The organism is Acidiluteibacter sp. (genome assembly GCF_055129545.1).
Genome location: NZ_JBSRUB010000034.1, coordinates 97373 through 114331, shown reverse-complemented (window position 1 = coordinate 114331; position 16959 = coordinate 97373). Strand labels below are relative to the sequence as shown.

15 protein-coding genes are annotated in these 16959 nt (G+C 35.5%); 6 read left to right on the top strand and 9 right to left on the bottom strand.

Annotated elements, in window-relative coordinates; translation table 11 throughout:
- Positions 1–16 precede the first annotated feature (16 nt).
- Positions 17–1504, top strand: coding sequence for a lipopolysaccharide biosynthesis protein (locus ACTB0X_RS16485; protein WP_463026133.1), 1488 nt, complete (start codon positions 17–19; stop codon positions 1502–1504).
- On the opposite strand, the gene ACTB0X_RS16480 is transcribed toward ACTB0X_RS16485, so the two are convergent.
- From ACTB0X_RS16480 to ACTB0X_RS16470, 3 genes are read right to left on the bottom strand one after another with little or no spacing between them, the layout of a single operon-like run.
- Positions 1488–2450, bottom strand: coding sequence for a YihY/virulence factor BrkB family protein (locus ACTB0X_RS16480; protein ID WP_463026132.1), 963 nt, complete (start codon positions 2448–2450; stop codon positions 1488–1490). The two genes, ACTB0X_RS16485 and ACTB0X_RS16480, sit on opposite strands and share 17 nt — an antisense overlap.
- Positions 2451–2452: 2 nt before the next feature.
- Positions 2453–3286, bottom strand: coding sequence for a carboxylating nicotinate-nucleotide diphosphorylase (gene nadC / locus ACTB0X_RS16475; protein ID WP_463026131.1), 834 nt, complete (start codon positions 3284–3286; stop codon positions 2453–2455).
- A gap of 6 nt (positions 3287–3292) precedes the next feature.
- Positions 3293–3685 carry a DUF4783 domain-containing protein gene (locus ACTB0X_RS16470; protein ID WP_463026130.1) on the bottom strand — a complete coding sequence of 131 codons (393 nt, stop codon included), beginning with the start codon at positions 3683–3685 and terminating at the stop codon, positions 3293–3295.
- Between the two features lie 78 nt (positions 3686–3763).
- On the opposite strand from ACTB0X_RS16470, the gene ACTB0X_RS16465 reads away from it, so the two are divergent.
- A complete protein-coding gene (locus ACTB0X_RS16465; RefSeq protein WP_463026129.1) occupies positions 3764–4234 on the top strand; it encodes a 23S rRNA (pseudouridine(1915)-N(3))-methyltransferase RlmH in 471 nt (156 codons plus the stop codon).
- Here ACTB0X_RS16465 and galE read toward each other — a convergent pair.
- Positions 4231–5250 (bottom strand): UDP-glucose 4-epimerase GalE, encoded by a 1020-nt coding sequence (galE, locus tag ACTB0X_RS16460; RefSeq protein WP_463026128.1) that lies wholly within the window; start codon positions 5248–5250, stop codon positions 4231–4233. The genes ACTB0X_RS16465 and galE overlap by 4 nt on opposite strands.
- Before the next feature lie 108 nt (positions 5251–5358).
- Here galE and ACTB0X_RS16455 point away from each other — a divergent pair, with 108 nt between their 5' ends.
- The 3 genes from ACTB0X_RS16455 (at position 5359) to ACTB0X_RS16445 (ending at position 8843) form a co-directional block, all read left to right on the top strand.
- Entirely contained in the window at positions 5359–6387 is a 1029-nt protein-coding gene (locus ACTB0X_RS16455) for a Gfo/Idh/MocA family protein (protein WP_463026127.1), read from the top strand.
- Between the two features lie 146 nt (positions 6388–6533).
- Positions 6534–8315 (top strand): transcription termination factor Rho, encoded by a 1782-nt coding sequence (gene rho, locus ACTB0X_RS16450; protein WP_463026126.1) that lies wholly within the window; start codon positions 6534–6536, stop codon positions 8313–8315.
- Between the two features lie 27 nt (positions 8316–8342).
- Positions 8343–8843 carry a DUF4199 domain-containing protein gene (locus ACTB0X_RS16445; protein WP_463026125.1) on the top strand — a complete coding sequence of 167 codons (501 nt, stop codon included), beginning with the start codon at positions 8343–8345 and terminating at the stop codon, positions 8841–8843.
- On the opposite strand, the gene ACTB0X_RS16440 is transcribed toward ACTB0X_RS16445, so the two are convergent.
- From ACTB0X_RS16440 to ACTB0X_RS16420, 5 genes are all read right to left on the bottom strand, one after another.
- Positions 8840–10201 (bottom strand): UDP-N-acetylmuramate--L-alanine ligase, encoded by a 1362-nt coding sequence (locus ACTB0X_RS16440; RefSeq protein ID WP_463026124.1) that lies wholly within the window; start codon positions 10199–10201, stop codon positions 8840–8842. The genes ACTB0X_RS16445 and ACTB0X_RS16440 overlap by 4 nt on opposite strands.
- A gap of 99 nt (positions 10202–10300) precedes the next feature.
- Positions 10301–11467, bottom strand: coding sequence for a sigma-54-dependent transcriptional regulator (locus ACTB0X_RS16435; RefSeq protein ID WP_463026123.1), 1167 nt, complete (start codon positions 11465–11467; stop codon positions 10301–10303).
- A gap of 4 nt (positions 11468–11471) precedes the next feature.
- On the bottom strand, positions 11472–12404 hold the full coding sequence (locus ACTB0X_RS16430) for a Ppx/GppA phosphatase family protein (RefSeq protein WP_463026122.1): 933 nt from the start codon (positions 12402–12404) through the stop codon (positions 11472–11474).
- Between the two features lies 1 nt (position 12405).
- Positions 12406–13731, bottom strand: coding sequence for an ABC transporter permease (locus tag ACTB0X_RS16425; protein ID WP_463026121.1), 1326 nt, complete (start codon positions 13729–13731; stop codon positions 12406–12408).
- A complete protein-coding gene (locus ACTB0X_RS16420; protein ID WP_463026120.1) occupies positions 13724–14659 on the bottom strand; it encodes an ABC transporter ATP-binding protein in 936 nt (311 codons plus the stop codon). Before ACTB0X_RS16420 ends, ACTB0X_RS16425 begins: the two co-directional genes overlap by 8 nt.
- A gap of 462 nt (positions 14660–15121) precedes the next feature.
- Here ACTB0X_RS16420 and ACTB0X_RS16415 point away from each other — a divergent pair, with 462 nt between their 5' ends.
- On the top strand, positions 15122–16933 hold the full coding sequence (locus ACTB0X_RS16415) for a T9SS type B sorting domain-containing protein (protein WP_463026119.1): 1812 nt from the start codon (positions 15122–15124) through the stop codon (positions 16931–16933).
- Positions 16934–16959 lie beyond the last annotated feature (26 nt).

Sequence of the window (16959 nt, the reverse complement as noted above, 5' to 3'; positions counted from 1 at the left end):
TACTAAACTTTAGATTTTGGGTATTGTTTCAAGGCAAGCTAGTTGGTCTACTTTTCTCAACTATTTTGGGTTCGCTATTGGCTTTGTGAATGTTGCTTACCTGATGACGAATTGGTTTAGTCCCGAGGAGTTAGGGCTTCGGAATTTCATTTTGGACATTGCTGTCGTAGTCGCACAATTTGCCCATTTAGGAACTTTTCAGAGTTTAGTAAAGTTTTTTCCTTTCTTTAATCGAAATTCCAAAGAAGGAGATAATGGCCTACTTTCAATTGGATTAATTATTCCGTTTATTGGGTTTCTAAGTTCTGCCCTGCTTTTAATTGTTTTTAAAGATAATGTCATTGCTAAGTTTGATGGAGATTCCACTTTATTTGAACAATTTTATTGGGCCATATTTCCGCTCATATTTTTTATACTGTATCAGTCTATTTTTGAAAGCTATCTCCAGGCTAAGTCAATTACAATATTTTCTGCTTTTTTAAAGAATGTATTCAATAGATTGGTAATAACCATATTGATGGTATTGTATTACATTCATTGGATTGATTTCTATGGATTTATTGTGTTGGTTATTAGTAGTTATGCTTTAAATGTTCTGCTCTTTATTGGTTATCTTATTTGGAAAGGGGAGTTTAAATTTCAATTTAGAAATCAATTCTTTACCAAACGAGTTCGTCGCATTTATTTCAATTATAGTGCATATTCTATTTTAGGTGGTGTTTCATCCGCCTTGATCAATAAGTTTGATGCAATCATGATTGGTTTTTACTTAGGCTTGACTTCGAATGCGGTATACACCAATGCCTATTTTATTAGTACGTTAATTTATTTGCCAGCTGATGCTATAGGAAAAATATCTATTTCCTTGATCTCAAACTACTGGAAAGAAAAAAGAATTGATAAAATAGGGGAGTTGTATCATAAGTCTTCTTTGAATCAATTATTAATTGGTGGTTTATTGTTTGTATTGATTTGGACTAGTCTAGATAATCTATATTTTATACAAAAAGAGGTGTTTGCCACCGGAAAGTATGTGTTTTTATTGTTGGGATTATCTAAAGTGATTAACATGAGTTTTGGACTAAACTCTCAGATTTTATTCATAACAAAATATTATCGTTTTGATACCACTACGAGTTTGTTATTGGCGGCATTTACAATTATGTCAAACGCATTGTTGATTCCAATTTGGGGAATTGAAGGAGCGTCCGCTGCAACACTTATTTCTATTGTAGTTTTCAACGTTGTACGTTACTTTTATGTACAGAACAAATTAGGCATTCAGCCTTTCAACTGGAACACATTGAAAGCCTTAGTGTTACTTTCTTTGGCATTTGTCTTAGGAACTTATCTTCCAGACTTAGATAACTTTATTTTGGATACGCTATACAAAAGCACCATCATCACCCTGTTTGTGGCGATTCCAGTTTTAGCCTTTAATATCTCAGAAGACATCACCTCTTTTTACAGAAAAGGGCTAAAAAATCTTAAGTTGATTGACTAGCAATAGCCTCTTCTTCAAAAGTTTCTTTCACTTCTCGAATTGATCCCGCTTGTTGAATACTCGCATTTAATTCAAATCCAATCAGGAGAACGAGTGAGTTGAAGTAAATCCAAAGCATAATCACGATAAGTGTACCAATTGATCCATAGATTTTATTGTAGTTCGCAAAATTATCAACGTAAAAGGCAAATCCTAAAGAAACTATCAAAACCAGAACGGTTGCCAAAGATGATCCTGCACTAAAGAAGCGCCATTTCATTTTTCGGTTTCCTCCGATATAATACATGAATGAAATTGCAAAAAAGCACAATGCTGCAATAATGATCCATTTACCAGCCATTAATAAGTAGGTTGCAAAGATTTGCTTTTCATCTAGGAAGTAGTATAGGATTACTTCAGAACTGACAATCGCTGCAATTGCAATAACCAATAGCAGTGTAATAATAAACAACAATAGAACACTAAGTAACTTCTGTTTTATAGCACTTCTTTTGAAAGTTGTATTGTAACTATCTTGAAATGCTGTTAATAAGCCATCTAAGCCATTTGTAGCCAAGTATATCGCGAAGATAAAACCAAAAGACAGTAAACCTTGATTCGGCTGAATTATAATTTCTATGAGTGTTTCTTCAGCAAAATTATAGGCAGAAGTGGGTAATAAATCATTGAGTATAGCCAATAATTCCAATTGAAAATTATTAATCGGAATCAATGGAATTAAGGTTACTAAAAATATAATGGTAGGAAATATAGCCATAAAGAACTTAAAGGCTAGAGAAGAGGCTTTTGTTGCCAAAAGTCCTTTTTGAATTCCATTCCAAAAGAAAATTCCAACATAAAATATCGGAAGTCCATCGAAACCTGGCAATACTAATCTTTTAGACAATGCAATTGCAGAGGAAACGAATGGAAGATTTAAAGCCCACTTCTTTAATTTTTCTATCATAATTATACTGCCTTCAAACTTAAATCTAAACTATTGATTTGATGGGTTAATGCACCTACAGAAATGTAATCCACTCCACATTCTGCGTAGCTTCTCAAGGTCTCTTTAGTTATTCCACCTGAAGCTTCTGTCTCTGCCGAATCACCAATTAGTGAAACAGCCTTTCTAAGATCTTCATAGTTAAAGTTGTCCAACATAATTCGATCGACTCCACCTTCATTTAGAATCTGTTTCACTTCGTCTAAGTCTCTGGCTTCCACCTCTATTTTCAACGATTTATTGTGGTCTAAAAGGTATTGTTTGGTTTTTGAAATGGCTTGCGAAATACCACCGGCATAATCGATGTGATTATCCTTTAACATTATCATGTCATACAGTCCAAATCTGTGATTTTCTCCGCCTCCAATCTTCACAGCCATTTTCTCAATTTCTCTTAAGGCAGGTGTTGTCTTTCGAGTGTCTAGCAATTTGCAAGGTAATTCACCCACAATAGTCACAAGCTCATTTGTATGGGTAGCAATTCCACTCATCCGTTGCATGAAATTTAAAGCCAATCGTTCAGCCTTAAGTATTGATTGGGAAGATCCTACAACATAAAAAGCAATGTCGCCTGGTTGGATTTTATCGCCATCTTTAAGAATTTGTTCTATAACTAAGGTGGTGTCTACTCTAAAAAATACTTTTTTTGCAATTTCAACTCCGGCTAAAATGCCTTTTTCTTTTACTAATAATTTTGCTTTTCCTTGAGCTTCAGATGGGATGCATGATAAGGAAGAGTGGTCACCATCGCCAATATCTTCTGACAATGCCGATTCAATCAGTTGATCTATATTCATAGGGAATTATTCGTCTAATTCTATATTAAACTCTAATATTTTGAATGAGTTATCTTTTTTCTTTAATAGGATGTAGGTTCTGTATTTTTCATTGGAAAGGGACATTTCACCTATCAAATAGTAAGAATCATTCTTTGATTTACCTTCGTGCTTTACTTCATATTCAGTGATCTTATTCTGACTGAAAAAATCTTTTAAAATCAACTCTGCTTGCATTTTATTGAAAACACCATCAGTTCCGGGGATTTTAAGGTCAATATTTTCATTGAAATATTTTGAAAGCACTTTCGAATTGCCATTACTCAACGCATTACTTATTTCTGTATTATCTTGCCCTATTGCGCTTTGAATAGAAATGACAACTATAAATATAAGTGGGAGTAATTGTTTTAATTTCATGAGTTATATTTGACAATAATTAAGCCAAGGCTAGAAATACCGTTTAAAATTTAAAGTTAATCAAAATAGTTTTCCTCTATGAAATTTTCACTGATACTAATTAACAAGTCCAAGGAAAATTATATTGCAAGGGGTTTTGTTGAGTATGAAAGTCGATTAAAGCACTATACTAAATTTGATACACTAATACTTGAGCTTCCAAAGAAGTTAAAATTTGCCTCTCAAGAAATGCAAAAAGTAGAAGAGGGGAAATTATTACTCCAAAATATTGAAAAGCAAGATTTTTTAGTATTGTTGGACGATAAAGGAAAATCCCTTTCATCGGAGCAATTCGCGGGTCAGATTCAAAAGTGGCAAAATTCGGGGCTTGCTAATATTGTTTTTGTAGTTGGCGGACCTTTTGGATTTAGTGATGAAGTATACGCTAGAGCTAATTTTCAGTTCAGTTTATCTCGATTGACATTGACACACCAAATGGTGCGGTTATTTTTTCTAGAACAACTTTACAGAGCTCATACTATCATTAAAGGAGAAAAATACCACCATTAATTATTTTTACTCAGTATATGTTGTTGCCATTTCCAGGCGCTTTCCATCATGTCGTCCAAACTAAATTTAGGTTTCCAACCTAATACTTCTTTTGCTTTTTCATTATTTGCATACACTGCTTCTACATCTCCTAATCTTCTAGCTACAATTTCATAGTTGAGTTTTAAATTAGTTATACTTTCAAAACTCTTTATTACTTCTAAGACGGTCACTCCATTGCCGGTTCCTAGATTAAATACTTCACAGTTGTTTACTGATTTAGAAATATATTCTAGGGCTAACACATGTGCATCTGCGATATCCATCACATGAATATAATCACGAATACAAGTTCCATCTTTTGTATTATAATCTCCTCCAAAAACTTGAAGTATATCCTTTAAACCGGCAGCAGTTTGGGTAATATAAGGCACTAAATTATTCGGGCGATCTGATGCAGGTTCTCCTATTACTCCTGATATATGTGCACCTACAGGATTGAAGTAACGTAATATGATAGCTTTTAGATTAGAATTAGACTTTACAGTATCACGAATGATATTCTCACCTATAAATTTTGTTTGTGCATAAGGGGACTCTGCAATTCCCAATGAGGTTGTTTCAGTTACTGGTAATTCCTTTGAGTTTCCGTAAACGGAACAAGATGATGAGAATATTATTTTTTTGCAATTGTATTTGCTGCAACAATCCAGCAAATTAATAAGAGATTCTAAATTGTTTCTATAGTACGCCAAAGGATTCTCAACAGATTCCGGTACAGACTTAAATGCTGCAAAATGAATCACAGAGTCGATTTTATTTTCTTTGAATAGTTGTTCGCAATCAACTTTGTTTGTAAGGTCTATCGAGTAATACTGTACTTTATGATTGGTAATTACTTCAATTCTTTCGTACGTTTTTTCCTCTGAATTTGAATAATTGTCTACAGCAATTATGTTCGTGTATCCTTTCTGAATTAATTCAATTATAGTGTGAGAGCCTATATATCCCGCTCCTCCAGTTACAAGTACTGTCATTTTTGAGAATTGTTAAGTTACAAAAGTAGAGAATTGCATTTTGTAAAAAAATTTTATGATTAATTCTAAAATAGTGTAATTTCGGGTTTTAAAAATAGTGAGCAAGTTATGATTGACGGAATTGTGAATTTTGCCGTAATAGGCGCTGGAAGAATTGGGAGAAGACATGCAACTATGGTTGTGAAGAATGAATTCTCAAATTTGGTAGCGCTTGCAGATATTGATATATCAGTGCACGAAGAGTTGAAGCAAGAGTTTGGAGTTCCTGTATATGCTACTCATCAGGAAATGTTAGCGAAACATCCAGAGATTCATGTGGTCAATGTGTGTTCTCCAAATGGGGAGCATGCTAAACAATCAATAGATGCATTGGATGCTAATTTTCATGTAGTTTGTGAGAAGCCTATGGCTTTGTCAAAACAAGATGCTGAAGAAGTATTATTTAGAGCATTAAAAAGGAATAAGCTAGTGTTCTGTGTGATGCAGAATAGATACAGTCCACCTGCAAAATGGCTGAAGTCGGTTGTGGAAGATGGCATTTTAGGTGAAATTTATATGGTTCAGATCAATTGCTATTGGAACCGAGACGACGATTATTACAAAGGAGGCGATGCTTCTTATTGGAAAGGAAAACTTTCTAGTGATGGAGGAACTTTATTTACTCAGTTTAGTCACTTTATTGATACCATGTTTTGGTTATTTGGTGACATTAAAAATATTGGAGCAAAATTTTATGACTTCAACCACCAAAAAACAACTGAATTTGAGGATTCGGGTATCATTCATTTTGATTTTGTAAAGCAAGGAGCTGGAAGCATCAATTATTCCACTTCTGTATGGAACAATAATTTGGAAAGTAGCATCACTATTATCGGTCAAAAAGGAAGTATAAAAGTGGGTGGTCAATACATGAATGAAGTCGAAGTGTGTAATATTGAAGGGTATGAAATGCCAACTTTGGAAGAAACTTTGCCGGCCAATGATTACGGAAAATATAAAGGAAGCGCAGCCAATCATCATTTTGTTATCGATAATGTTATCGAAACGTTAAAAGGCAGAAATTTTGTTTCTACCAATTCTCTGGAAGGCTTGAAGGTGGTCGAAATTATTGAGAATATATATCGATTGAAATCTTAATGTTGTTAAATAAATTAGTATAATTGCATTGATTATTTACTCAAGCTTTCTTGATTTGAGTATTGAATTAATGACACGTTCTCGCGTTGTCAGTTCACTAAAAGAACTTCAAAGTATAAATTTATTATTTCAACATTTTCATATTAATGTACGACATTCTTGAGTTAAATCAGAAGACGGTAATTGAGCTAAAAGAAATTGCCAAAGAATTAGATATCAAAAAGTCTAATAAACTGAAAAAAGAAGAGTTAGTTTATCAAATACTTGATCAACAAGCTATTCAGCCAATAAAAAAAGCGCCATCAGACAAAAAAGATACTACTCCTAGCGAAACAAAAAAACCGCTAAGAAGTAGAAAGCCAAAAACAGCTGAGCCTAAAAAGCAAGAAACTGTAGCTAAGAAAACTGAGGAGCCTGTAAAGAAGGATGAAGCTGCAAAAGTGGCAGCAGCAACCGCACCAAAGGAACAGCCAAAGCCAAATACAGAGCGAAAGGAAATTCGTTTTAAGAAAAAGGAAACACCTCCTGAAGAAAAGCCTAGAGCCGATCCACAGCAGAAATTGCAACATCAGCAACAAAGAGCTGAAGCAAAAGCTGCTGAAAAGAATGCGAGCCCAAAAGAAGCTCAACCGGAACCAAGGCAACCCAAAAAGCCAAATCCAAATCAAAACCCGAATCAGAACCAGAATTCGCAGAATAACTCGAATCCCAATCAACAACAGAATGGGAATCAAAATAACAACTCCAATCCAAATCAACACCCAAATCAACGAAGAGAATCCAAGACTAAAGCAGATTATGGCTTTAACTTCGATGGAATTATTGTTAGTGAAGGTGTTTTAGAAATGATGCCTGACGGTTATGGGTTTTTAAGATCTTCTGATTACAATTACTTGAATTCACCTGATGATATTTATGTTTCTCAATCACAGGTTAAGCTTTTTGGCTTAAAAACTGGTGATACAGTAAAAGGAAGTGTTCGTCCTCCGAAAGAAGGTGAAAAATATTTTCCATTAATCCGAGTAGATGAAATCAATGGAAGAACTCCTGATTTCGTTAGAGATAGAGTTCCTTTTGACTATTTAACACCTTTGTTTCCTTTCGAGAAATTTAATCTAACTGGTCACTCTAAGTCTGGAATTTCAACTCGTGTGATTGATTTATTTACACCAATTGGTAAAGGACAAAGAGGATTAATCGTAGCACAACCAAAAACTGGTAAAACCACCTTATTGAAGGAAGTGGCGAATGCCATTGCTTCCAACCATCCAGAAGTTTATTTGTTAATACTTTTAATTGACGAACGTCCAGAAGAGGTGACCGATATGGCTAGAAGCGTAAATGCTGAAGTGGTATCTTCTACATTTGATGAGCCAGCTGAACGACACGTAAAAGTGGCAAACCTTGTTTTGGAAAAAGCCAAAAGAATGGTAGAATGTGGTCACGATGTTGTGATCTTATTGGATTCAATCACTAGATTGGCAAGAGCATACAACACAGTTTCTCCTTCATCAGGTAAAGTGCTTTCAGGTGGTGTTGATGCCAATGCATTGCACAAACCTAAACGTTTCTTTGGAGCTGCTCGTAAAATTGAAAATGGTGGTTCATTAACCATTCTAGCAACTGCATTAACCGAAACAGGTTCTAAGATGGACGAAGTAATCTTCGAAGAATTTAAAGGAACCGGTAACATGGAGCTTCAATTGGATCGTAAGATTTCTAATCGAAGAATTTATCCTGCCATTGACATTGTTTCTTCTAGTACACGTAAAGAAGAATTGTTATTGTCTAAGGATATTGTTCAGCGCATGTGGATTTTACGTAATCATATCGCCGATATGAACCCTGTAGAAGCGATGGAGTTCATGAAGGATAGAATTACCAAAACAAAAGATAACGAAGAGTTTTTAATTTCAATGAATAGCTAAACGATTTTCGTTTAAATTTTTCAATAGATGACTAAAACAGTTTTTTCTACTGCAGTATGGTTCACAGTATTTTCTGTGGTCTTGAAGATGATTGTATTCTTTACTGGTCAGCAGTTTACAGACTTTGATCTATACTTAGGTTTGGGCTATGTCTTTCTATTGATGACAGCTATTTTTATTACAATTAGAAATCACAAATTGAAAGTAGGGGGAACCTCTGCTTTTGTAGATGACTTTAAAGCAGGCATGAAGGTGACGGCAATTTATGCGATCTTGATGTCTGCTTTTATTTATTCTTATTACACATTTATCGATCCCGACTATTTCACCATTATGCTTCAACAAAAAGTTGCAGAGGCTGAAGCTGCAGGGAATACGAATATTGAAGAAGTTAAAAAGGCTGGGGAGTTTGTATTATCACCTTACTTTCAAAGTACAGTATCCTTAGTAATCTTTTTAATCATTGGTGGATTCTATTCTGCCTTGATTACTTTCTTTGTAAGAAAAATGAAAGGTTTCGGACACTAAACCGTTTCTATAATTTTCTCGCCAAATTCATTCAGATTAACACCATCAAAATTTCCAGAGGTCATCAATAGCAATACACTGTTGTCCCAACTTTTTCCCAATAAATCAGATTGGAGTTGGTTAGAATCAGTGTAAATTTTCAAATCCGATCGATTAAAAGCTGCTTTTACTTCTTCAATTGAAATAGGATCTAGCTTTTTATGAGCAATTGTTTTTGGATTGTAATAGACGATTGCTTCGTCCGCTTCATTCATACTTCCTTCATATTGCTGCAAGAATTCACTGTTCAAACTACTGAATGTGTGCAATTCCATTAAGGCAACTACGTTTCTTTTTCTGTACTGATTCTTTACAGCATTCACCGTAGCTTTTAGCTTAGAAGGAGAATGTGCAAAATCTTTATAGACCGTTGTCTTCGATTTGTTCCCAATCAATTCCAGTCGCTTGGCTGCACCTTTAAATGACTGGATCGCTTCATAAAATTGAGTGGCTGAAATCCCAATTTCTTGACAAACCAATCGAGCGCCTTCTAGGTTTTGTAGATTGTGATTTCCAAAAATAGAAAGAGGAATATTTCCATTTGAATTGGTTAAAATCGTTTGCACATCCTCTATAGTATGCTCAGGAGTATGATATGGCAAGCAAGTAATTTTTTCAAGATCGCTCTCGGCTATTTTATTCAAATTTTCATCACCTGAAAAATAAATCAGACTACCATTGGGTTGAATAGTTTCTGCAAACAATTGAAATTGGTGTTTGTAAATTTCGAAAGTGGGAAATACATTGATGTGATCCCAAGCGATTCCACTCAACAAAGCGACTTGTGGTTTATACCATAGAAACTTTGGCGTTAAATCAATAGGAGAGGACAAATACTCATCACCTTCCAAAATAATAAGTGGTGCATCTGAAAGTTGAACCATTCGTTCAAAACCTTCCAATTGAGCTCCAACCAAATAGTCAAAAGGTATTTTTAAATGATGCAGCACATGAAGAATCATAGAAGTAATGGAAGTCTTACCGTGGCTTCCGCCAATCACAACTCTTTGCTTGTCCTTGGATTGTTCGTAGATGTATTCAGGATAAGAGTAGATTTTCAAACCCAATTCTTGAGCTTTTAGCAATTCTGGATTGTCTTTACGAGCATGCATTCCCAAGATAATCGCGTCTAAATCTGCCGAGATTAATTCTGGTCTCCATCCCATTTTAGTGGGTAATATTCCCACTTTATCCAACCGACTGTAGGAAGGTTCAAATATTTGATCATCAGATCCTGAAACAGTGTAACCCTTACTATGTAATGCCAATGCTAAATTGTGCATGGCACTTCCGCCGATTGCAATAAAATGTACCCTCATATTCTATATTGTATGGTACAATTTTAAGCCGATAAAGGTAGAAATGAGATTCCAAGTCAAACTATTTATTAACTAATCCGACTTTATAAGTTATCACTTCTATTTTGGATTGGCGTATTTATTAACCGTTTTTGCATCAATTTCTTGATCGCTCAAAATTAAAAGTCGTTCTACCAGGTTGCGCAACTCTCTGATGTTTCCTGTCCAGTTAATTTCCTGTAAAGCTTTTAAACCATCTTTGGTAAATTCTTTTTTCGGCATCCCATTCTCATCGCATATTTTTTGAAGAAAATAATTCGCTAACACCGGAATATCATCTGTTCTTTCATTCAAAGAAGGAACATGAATTAAAATCACACTCAATCTGTGGTATAAATCTTCTCTGAAGTTATTCTCTTTTATCTCATGGATTAAATCCTTGTTGGTAGCGGCCAGTATTCGAACATTAACTTTAATTTCTTTTTCACCACCCACACGCGTAATCTTATTCTCTTGCAATGCCCGAAGAACCTTTGCTTGAGCCGAAGCACTCATGTCTCCGATTTCGTCTAAGAATAAAGTTCCGCCTTCTGCTTGTTCAAATTTTCCTTTTCGCTGTTTAATTGCAGAAGTAAAAGCTCCCTTCTCATGTCCGAATAATTCACTTTCGATTAATTCTGATGGAATAGCCGCGCAGTTTACTTCGATGAATGGCGCATTTTTACGTGAAGAGTTTTGATGCAGACTTCTTGCGACTAATTCCTTTCCTGTTCCATTCCCTCCTGTAATTAACACCCGAGCATCTGTAGAAGCCACTTTGTTAATCATGCTTTTTACTTCTTGAATTTCTGCACTTTCACCAACAATATCAGTCAGCTTATTTTGATTGACTTTTTTGCGAAGTTTATTGGTTTCTTCTACCAATACGCCTTTGTCTAATGCATTTCGAACGGTGATTAATAATCGATTTAAATCCAATGGTTTGGCAATATAATCAAAAGCACCTTGCTTGATTGCATCTACCGCCGTTTCTATGGTTCCATGTCCTGAAATCATGACAACAGGAACTTCGGGATGATTTTCTAAGATATGTGTTAACACTTCTATTCCATCTTTCTTGGGCATTTTTATATCACAAAGCACCAAGTCGTATTTGTTAGCGGCCACTTTGTCGATTCCAATGGCGCCGTCTTCTGCTTCGTCTACTTTGTATTTTTCATATTCCAAAATGTCGCGCATTGCACTTCTAATCGGACGTTCGTCATCTATTATTAAAATCGAGCTCATGGTCTTAAAATTCTTTTTGTATAACTTCCTTTAGTATGCCTTCTTTCATGGCATAGTCGGATAAAATAACTTCTTTAATTTGAAAAGTGTCGATGATGTAGTCGATGAAAATAGTCACCACTACCATCATATCAACCCTTAATTCTAGCATTCCTTTTATTTCCATTCGCTGAGCGATATTTCTGCTCAATAGTTCCGGAAATAATTCTTTTAATTGATTTACATCCATAGGAATGGAAGTAAATGGTGAATCAAATATACTTCTGTTTAAATTTTTATGCGATAATATATCAGCCAAAGTTTCAAAAGATCCTGATGAACCTATTAGCGTGCTTGTTGGCCATTTTTTCAATGCGTCTTTTAATTCGGCAAATTGCGAATCTAGATAATCTTGAATGGTTTCAATCTCTGAAGAAATAATGGGTTCTGAATGTTTGAATCGATCCAATAAACGAGCTGCACCTATATTATAGCTTTTCTTCCAAAATATCTCATTTTGATTGGCAAGGATAAACTCCGTGCTGCCACCACCAACATCCATAATTAGTATGGTGTCAGAAGTTAAATCACAAGCTTCTTTCACTCCTTTATAAATCAATTCGGCTTCTCTGTCGCCTTCAATTATATCAATGGATAAATTGTACTGGTCGAAAATAGCTGTTTTAAACTCTGCACCATTTTTTGCTGAACGAACAGCACTAGTTGCAAAAGCCACTATTTCATCTACATCAAATCGGTAGATAGTTTCAAGGTGAACGCCAATGGCTTCTATTCCTCTTTGAAACGGAATGGGTTGAATCACGCCTTCGTTAATTCCTCCTTCGCCTAACTTTACAGAGATTTTATCTTTGTAGAGCAAGGTGGTTGCATTGCCTTCAATCTCTTGAATTAATAAGTTAAACGTATTTGTTCCGATGTCGATAATGGCTATTCTCATTTTAGTTTTTGTAAAACAACCATTTGCCAATTTCTTTATAGCTTACTTTTTTACCATACATTAAAATTCCTACACGGTAAATTTTTGCAGCAAACCAAACAGCTCCAATAAAGGTTAGCACAAGCACTCCCATTGATAAAGCCAGTTCCCACCATTGAACACCAAAAGGAATTCGAACCATCATAATAATGGGGGAGGTGAGTGGGATAATCGAAGTCCAAAAGGCGAGAGGGCCGTCTGGATTATCCATTACATTTTGAGCAATCACAAAGGAGAAAATAAGCGGAATCGTGACTGGCATCATGAATTGTTGGCTGTCTGCTTCTTGATCTACCACTGAACCAATCGCTGCAAAAAGCGCACTATACAATAAATAACCAAGTAAGAAATAGAAGAGGAAACAACCTAAAATCAACGGAAAGTTGATCATTTCTATATTGTTTTTGATCTCCGCAATAAAATTCTCTTTCTTGTCCAAGCTCAATTGTGCGGCATCTGGATTCATTTGTTCGATGGTTGCTTTGTTTCTTTCCGCTGCTGCGAATTCATCTGCAAAAATGGACGAAACTCCAGTAACTAATGCAGTAGATAATACTACCCACAATAAAAATTGTGTCAATGCCACCAAAGCAATGCCTATGATTTTTCCCATCATCAACTGAAAAGGTTTAACCGATGAAATGATGACTTCCACAATTCTGCTGGTTTTTTCTTCAATCACACCACGCATCACTTGAACGCCAAAAAGGAAAATGAAGAAATAGATAAAAATTGCTGAAGCAAACGCCACAACCATTGCCACTCCACCACCGGTTTGCTGCTCTTCGCCGCTTTCTTTTAGCTTGCTGCTAACTATCCGAACTGGAGTTTTTATGGCATTGATTTGATCTTTACTAATCTGAAAAAAGTCTTGTAGCTTTTTATCCTCAATGGTATTCGATAAGGAAGATTTTATATACCCCATGGACGAAGTACTTGGCTTCTTTTTGTAGAAAATCTGAATGGTATTGGGCGAAGTAATCGCCACATCAGGGATAAAAAGTATGGCGGTAGTATTTGATGAATACAGGTCTTTTTTTGCATTGCTCAACGATCTGAATTTATATTCAAACGATAAGTTCTCGGTATCTTCTAGTTTATTGATGAAAATAGAAGTTTCATCCACCACTTCGATGAGCTGCTTATCTTCATCTTGCATGGCCAACCAAACCGGAACAACCATCAAAGCTGCTATTAAAAGTGGCCCGAGAATGCTCATGATAATAAACGACTTCTTCTGAACTCTCGTCAGGTATTCTCTCTGTATAATTAGGACGGTCTTATTCATGGCTTCCTTGTGTTTTTTCTTGAACTTTTTTGATAAAAATTTCGCTCATCGTTGGTACAATTTCTCTTAAACCCAGTATTTCTACTTCTGGCAAAATTGCTTTAAGCAAATCATTTGGTTTTAAATTGTTCAATAAACGAACGGTAGAGGTGGTAATGCCTTCACTTTCTTTGGAGTCTAGTAATTCGGCACCAGTCCACATGGCATTGGTGAACGCAATTTTATTTCCTTTGAAAGTAACCTCAAAAATATCTTCTTTAAAGTCTTGTTGGATTTGTTTTACTGCGCCATTTAGCACCACATTCGATTGATTGATCAATGCAATGTGCTCACAAATTTCTTCCACCGAACTCATGTTGTGAGTAGACAAAACAATTGTAGCACCATTATCTCGCAACCTTAATATTTCTTCTTTTATCAAATTGGCATTGATCGGGTCAAATCCACTAAACGGTTCATCTAAAATGAGCAGTTTTGGCTCGTGCAATACCGTAACGATGAATTGAACTTTCTGCGCCATTCCTTTGGAAAGCTCTTCAATTCGTTTGTTCCACCAAGGTGCAATGTCAAACTTTTCGAACCAATGTTTTAATTTGGTTTTCGCCTCGTACTTTTCCATGCCTTTCAACTGAGCCAAGTACAACGCTTGTTCGCCCACTTTCATTTTCTTATACAATCCACGCTCTTCAGGCAAATAGCCGATTTGCTCGATGTGGGATTTAGAGAGTGGTTTGCCTTCGAAAAGGATGGTTCCACTATCGGGTCCTGTGATTTGATTGATGATCCGGATCAAGCTGGTTTTTCCTGCTCCGTTTGGACCCAATAATCCAAAGATGGATTGCTCTGGAACTGCTATACTGACCTCATTTAATGCTAAATGAGATTGGTATTTCTTGGTGATTTTGTCAGCAACTAATAAGTGACTCATAGGTATTGAATTTGATGGGTCTAAACTAATCAAATCAATTTCTAGCGCAAAACCGTTTATAAAAAATTTGAGATTATTATTTTAAAACTTTGCTTGTCTTGGGAGAGCTTAAAGGATTAGCAGTAGCTATGATAGATTAATTTGTCCAACATTTCGACAAAAAGCTCAATGTGACAAATTAAATGGACATTCAAGTGAACTGACTAGGTATATTTAATATACTAGGTCGATACCTTTGTCATCCAGAGCTTCACCGTCGAAGGAGACAAAGGGAATTTAATGCTTATCAATTCAACTAAAGTTGAGTTTATTGAAGTTTTAGAATAGTTGAATAGTGATTAATCCTCCGATAGTTTGCATTGAAATGAAAATAGTACATTTAAACGAACTAAAAACAGGGGTATATTTCTATCGTTTAGTTAAAAACGATGCAACAATACACAGTGGTAAGTTAATTATTGAATGAGAATAATAGTCACATTATTTATTTTATTCGGAATCGGATTTTGTCCCCAAGTTGTGGGGCAGAATCTGATTCCGAATTATTCTTTTGAAGATACTTTACCTAGAATTATCACGCCATTATATCTACCTGCTGATTGGACAACTGCCAATCAAGCGAGTCCCGATTATTTTTCACCCTATAATCCTGAAGTAGGTGTTCCAGGGGACACTTACTCGAAAGGAGTACCTTTGAATTTAATAGGCTATCAATATCCGAAAACAGGAATTGCTTATATGGGGCTTGCTATCGGCGAATATGCAGCATCTTTCAGATTAAGAGAATATTTGCAAGCCCGATTGAAACAAACACTCAAGAAAGACAGTACGTATTGTTTGCAATTTTACATCAGTTTGGCAGATTCTTGCCAAATAGCATCAAGAAACCAATTTGGAATCTACTTTTCAAATAATCTAATTAATACCAATAACAATGAAGTATTAAACTTTACTCCCCAAATTATTGTCTCTCCTACTGCTTACATTACGGATAAAGTTAACTGGCTAGAGTATAACTTCCAATACACCGCCCAAGGAGGTGAACGATTCATGACATTAGGCAACTTTACACCCTATAACAGTGTAGATACTATTGCAATTCTAGATGGAGGAAAAGAGCTGTATTTTAAAGTTACCTATTATTACATTGACAATGTGTGGCTGAGCCACTGTGACAGTATTCCCTTAAAAAAGGATATTTCAATCCATTCATTGTTCAATGAATCTTCTTGTTATACCGAGAATACGCTGTTTAATCTATCCCTTAAAAATAATGGAGTAGATTCCCTTGATTTTACAAAAGATACGGTAGTGATTTTTGCAGAAGTTTTAGACAATGGAAATGTGATACAGAGCTTTCAGCAAGAAATAAACAATAATTCATTTAATCATAACGGTCATTTATTGGGGCAAGACAGCAGTGTTTCATTCCCTTTAAACCCATTTAACCTTTCTGTAATTGGCCAGTCTTATCAAATTAAGATAGTGGCTCGCTTAAAAGCAGATGAAGACACAACGAACAACTTATTGGATACAGTCATTGTCAATAATCTGTCTCTTGGTTCAATCAGTAGCAGCGATTCATTAATTTGTTTTGGAACTACTGTTTCATTAAAAAGTGAAAACATTAAAGGCGATCCAAAATGGCAATACAGTATAAACCAAATCGATTGGCTTCCGCTAAATGAGGCTACTGTTGCTACCCATCAGCCAATAGAAACAACTTTCTATCGGTTTTCAATTTGTGATTATTATTATTCTGATACCTTGAAAGTAGAAGTGAATGATCCGCCAGTAATGAAAGATACTACAGCGACTTTTTGTCGAAACACTACCCAAACTATTGTGCCCAATTTTCCGGAACACATTTCTACACTCAATTGGTACAGTTCTCCAACAGCAACTATCCCATTTTTTCAAGGGTTTGCTTATTCCTTTAAAGTTAAAAACAACCAAACGTATTATTTAGAAACAGAAATAGACCAATGTATTGCGGAAGAACGAAGCAAAATAACCCTTCAAGTAGAACCGTGTGCGCTAATTATTCCAAACATATTTACCCCCAACGGCGATGGAAACAATGATACTTGGGAGTTGGGCAATACCAAAGGCTTGCCATTAGACATTACTATTTTCAATGTGTGGGGTATGAAAGTCGCACATTGGAAAAATAATCCCTCATGGGACGGCAATAATGTAGCTACTGCTGTTTATTTCTACATCATTAAACACGATGGGGAAACTTACCGAGGGACGTTGAGTATATTGAGGTAGGGGATAATTTATTTGTCTTATGCTTC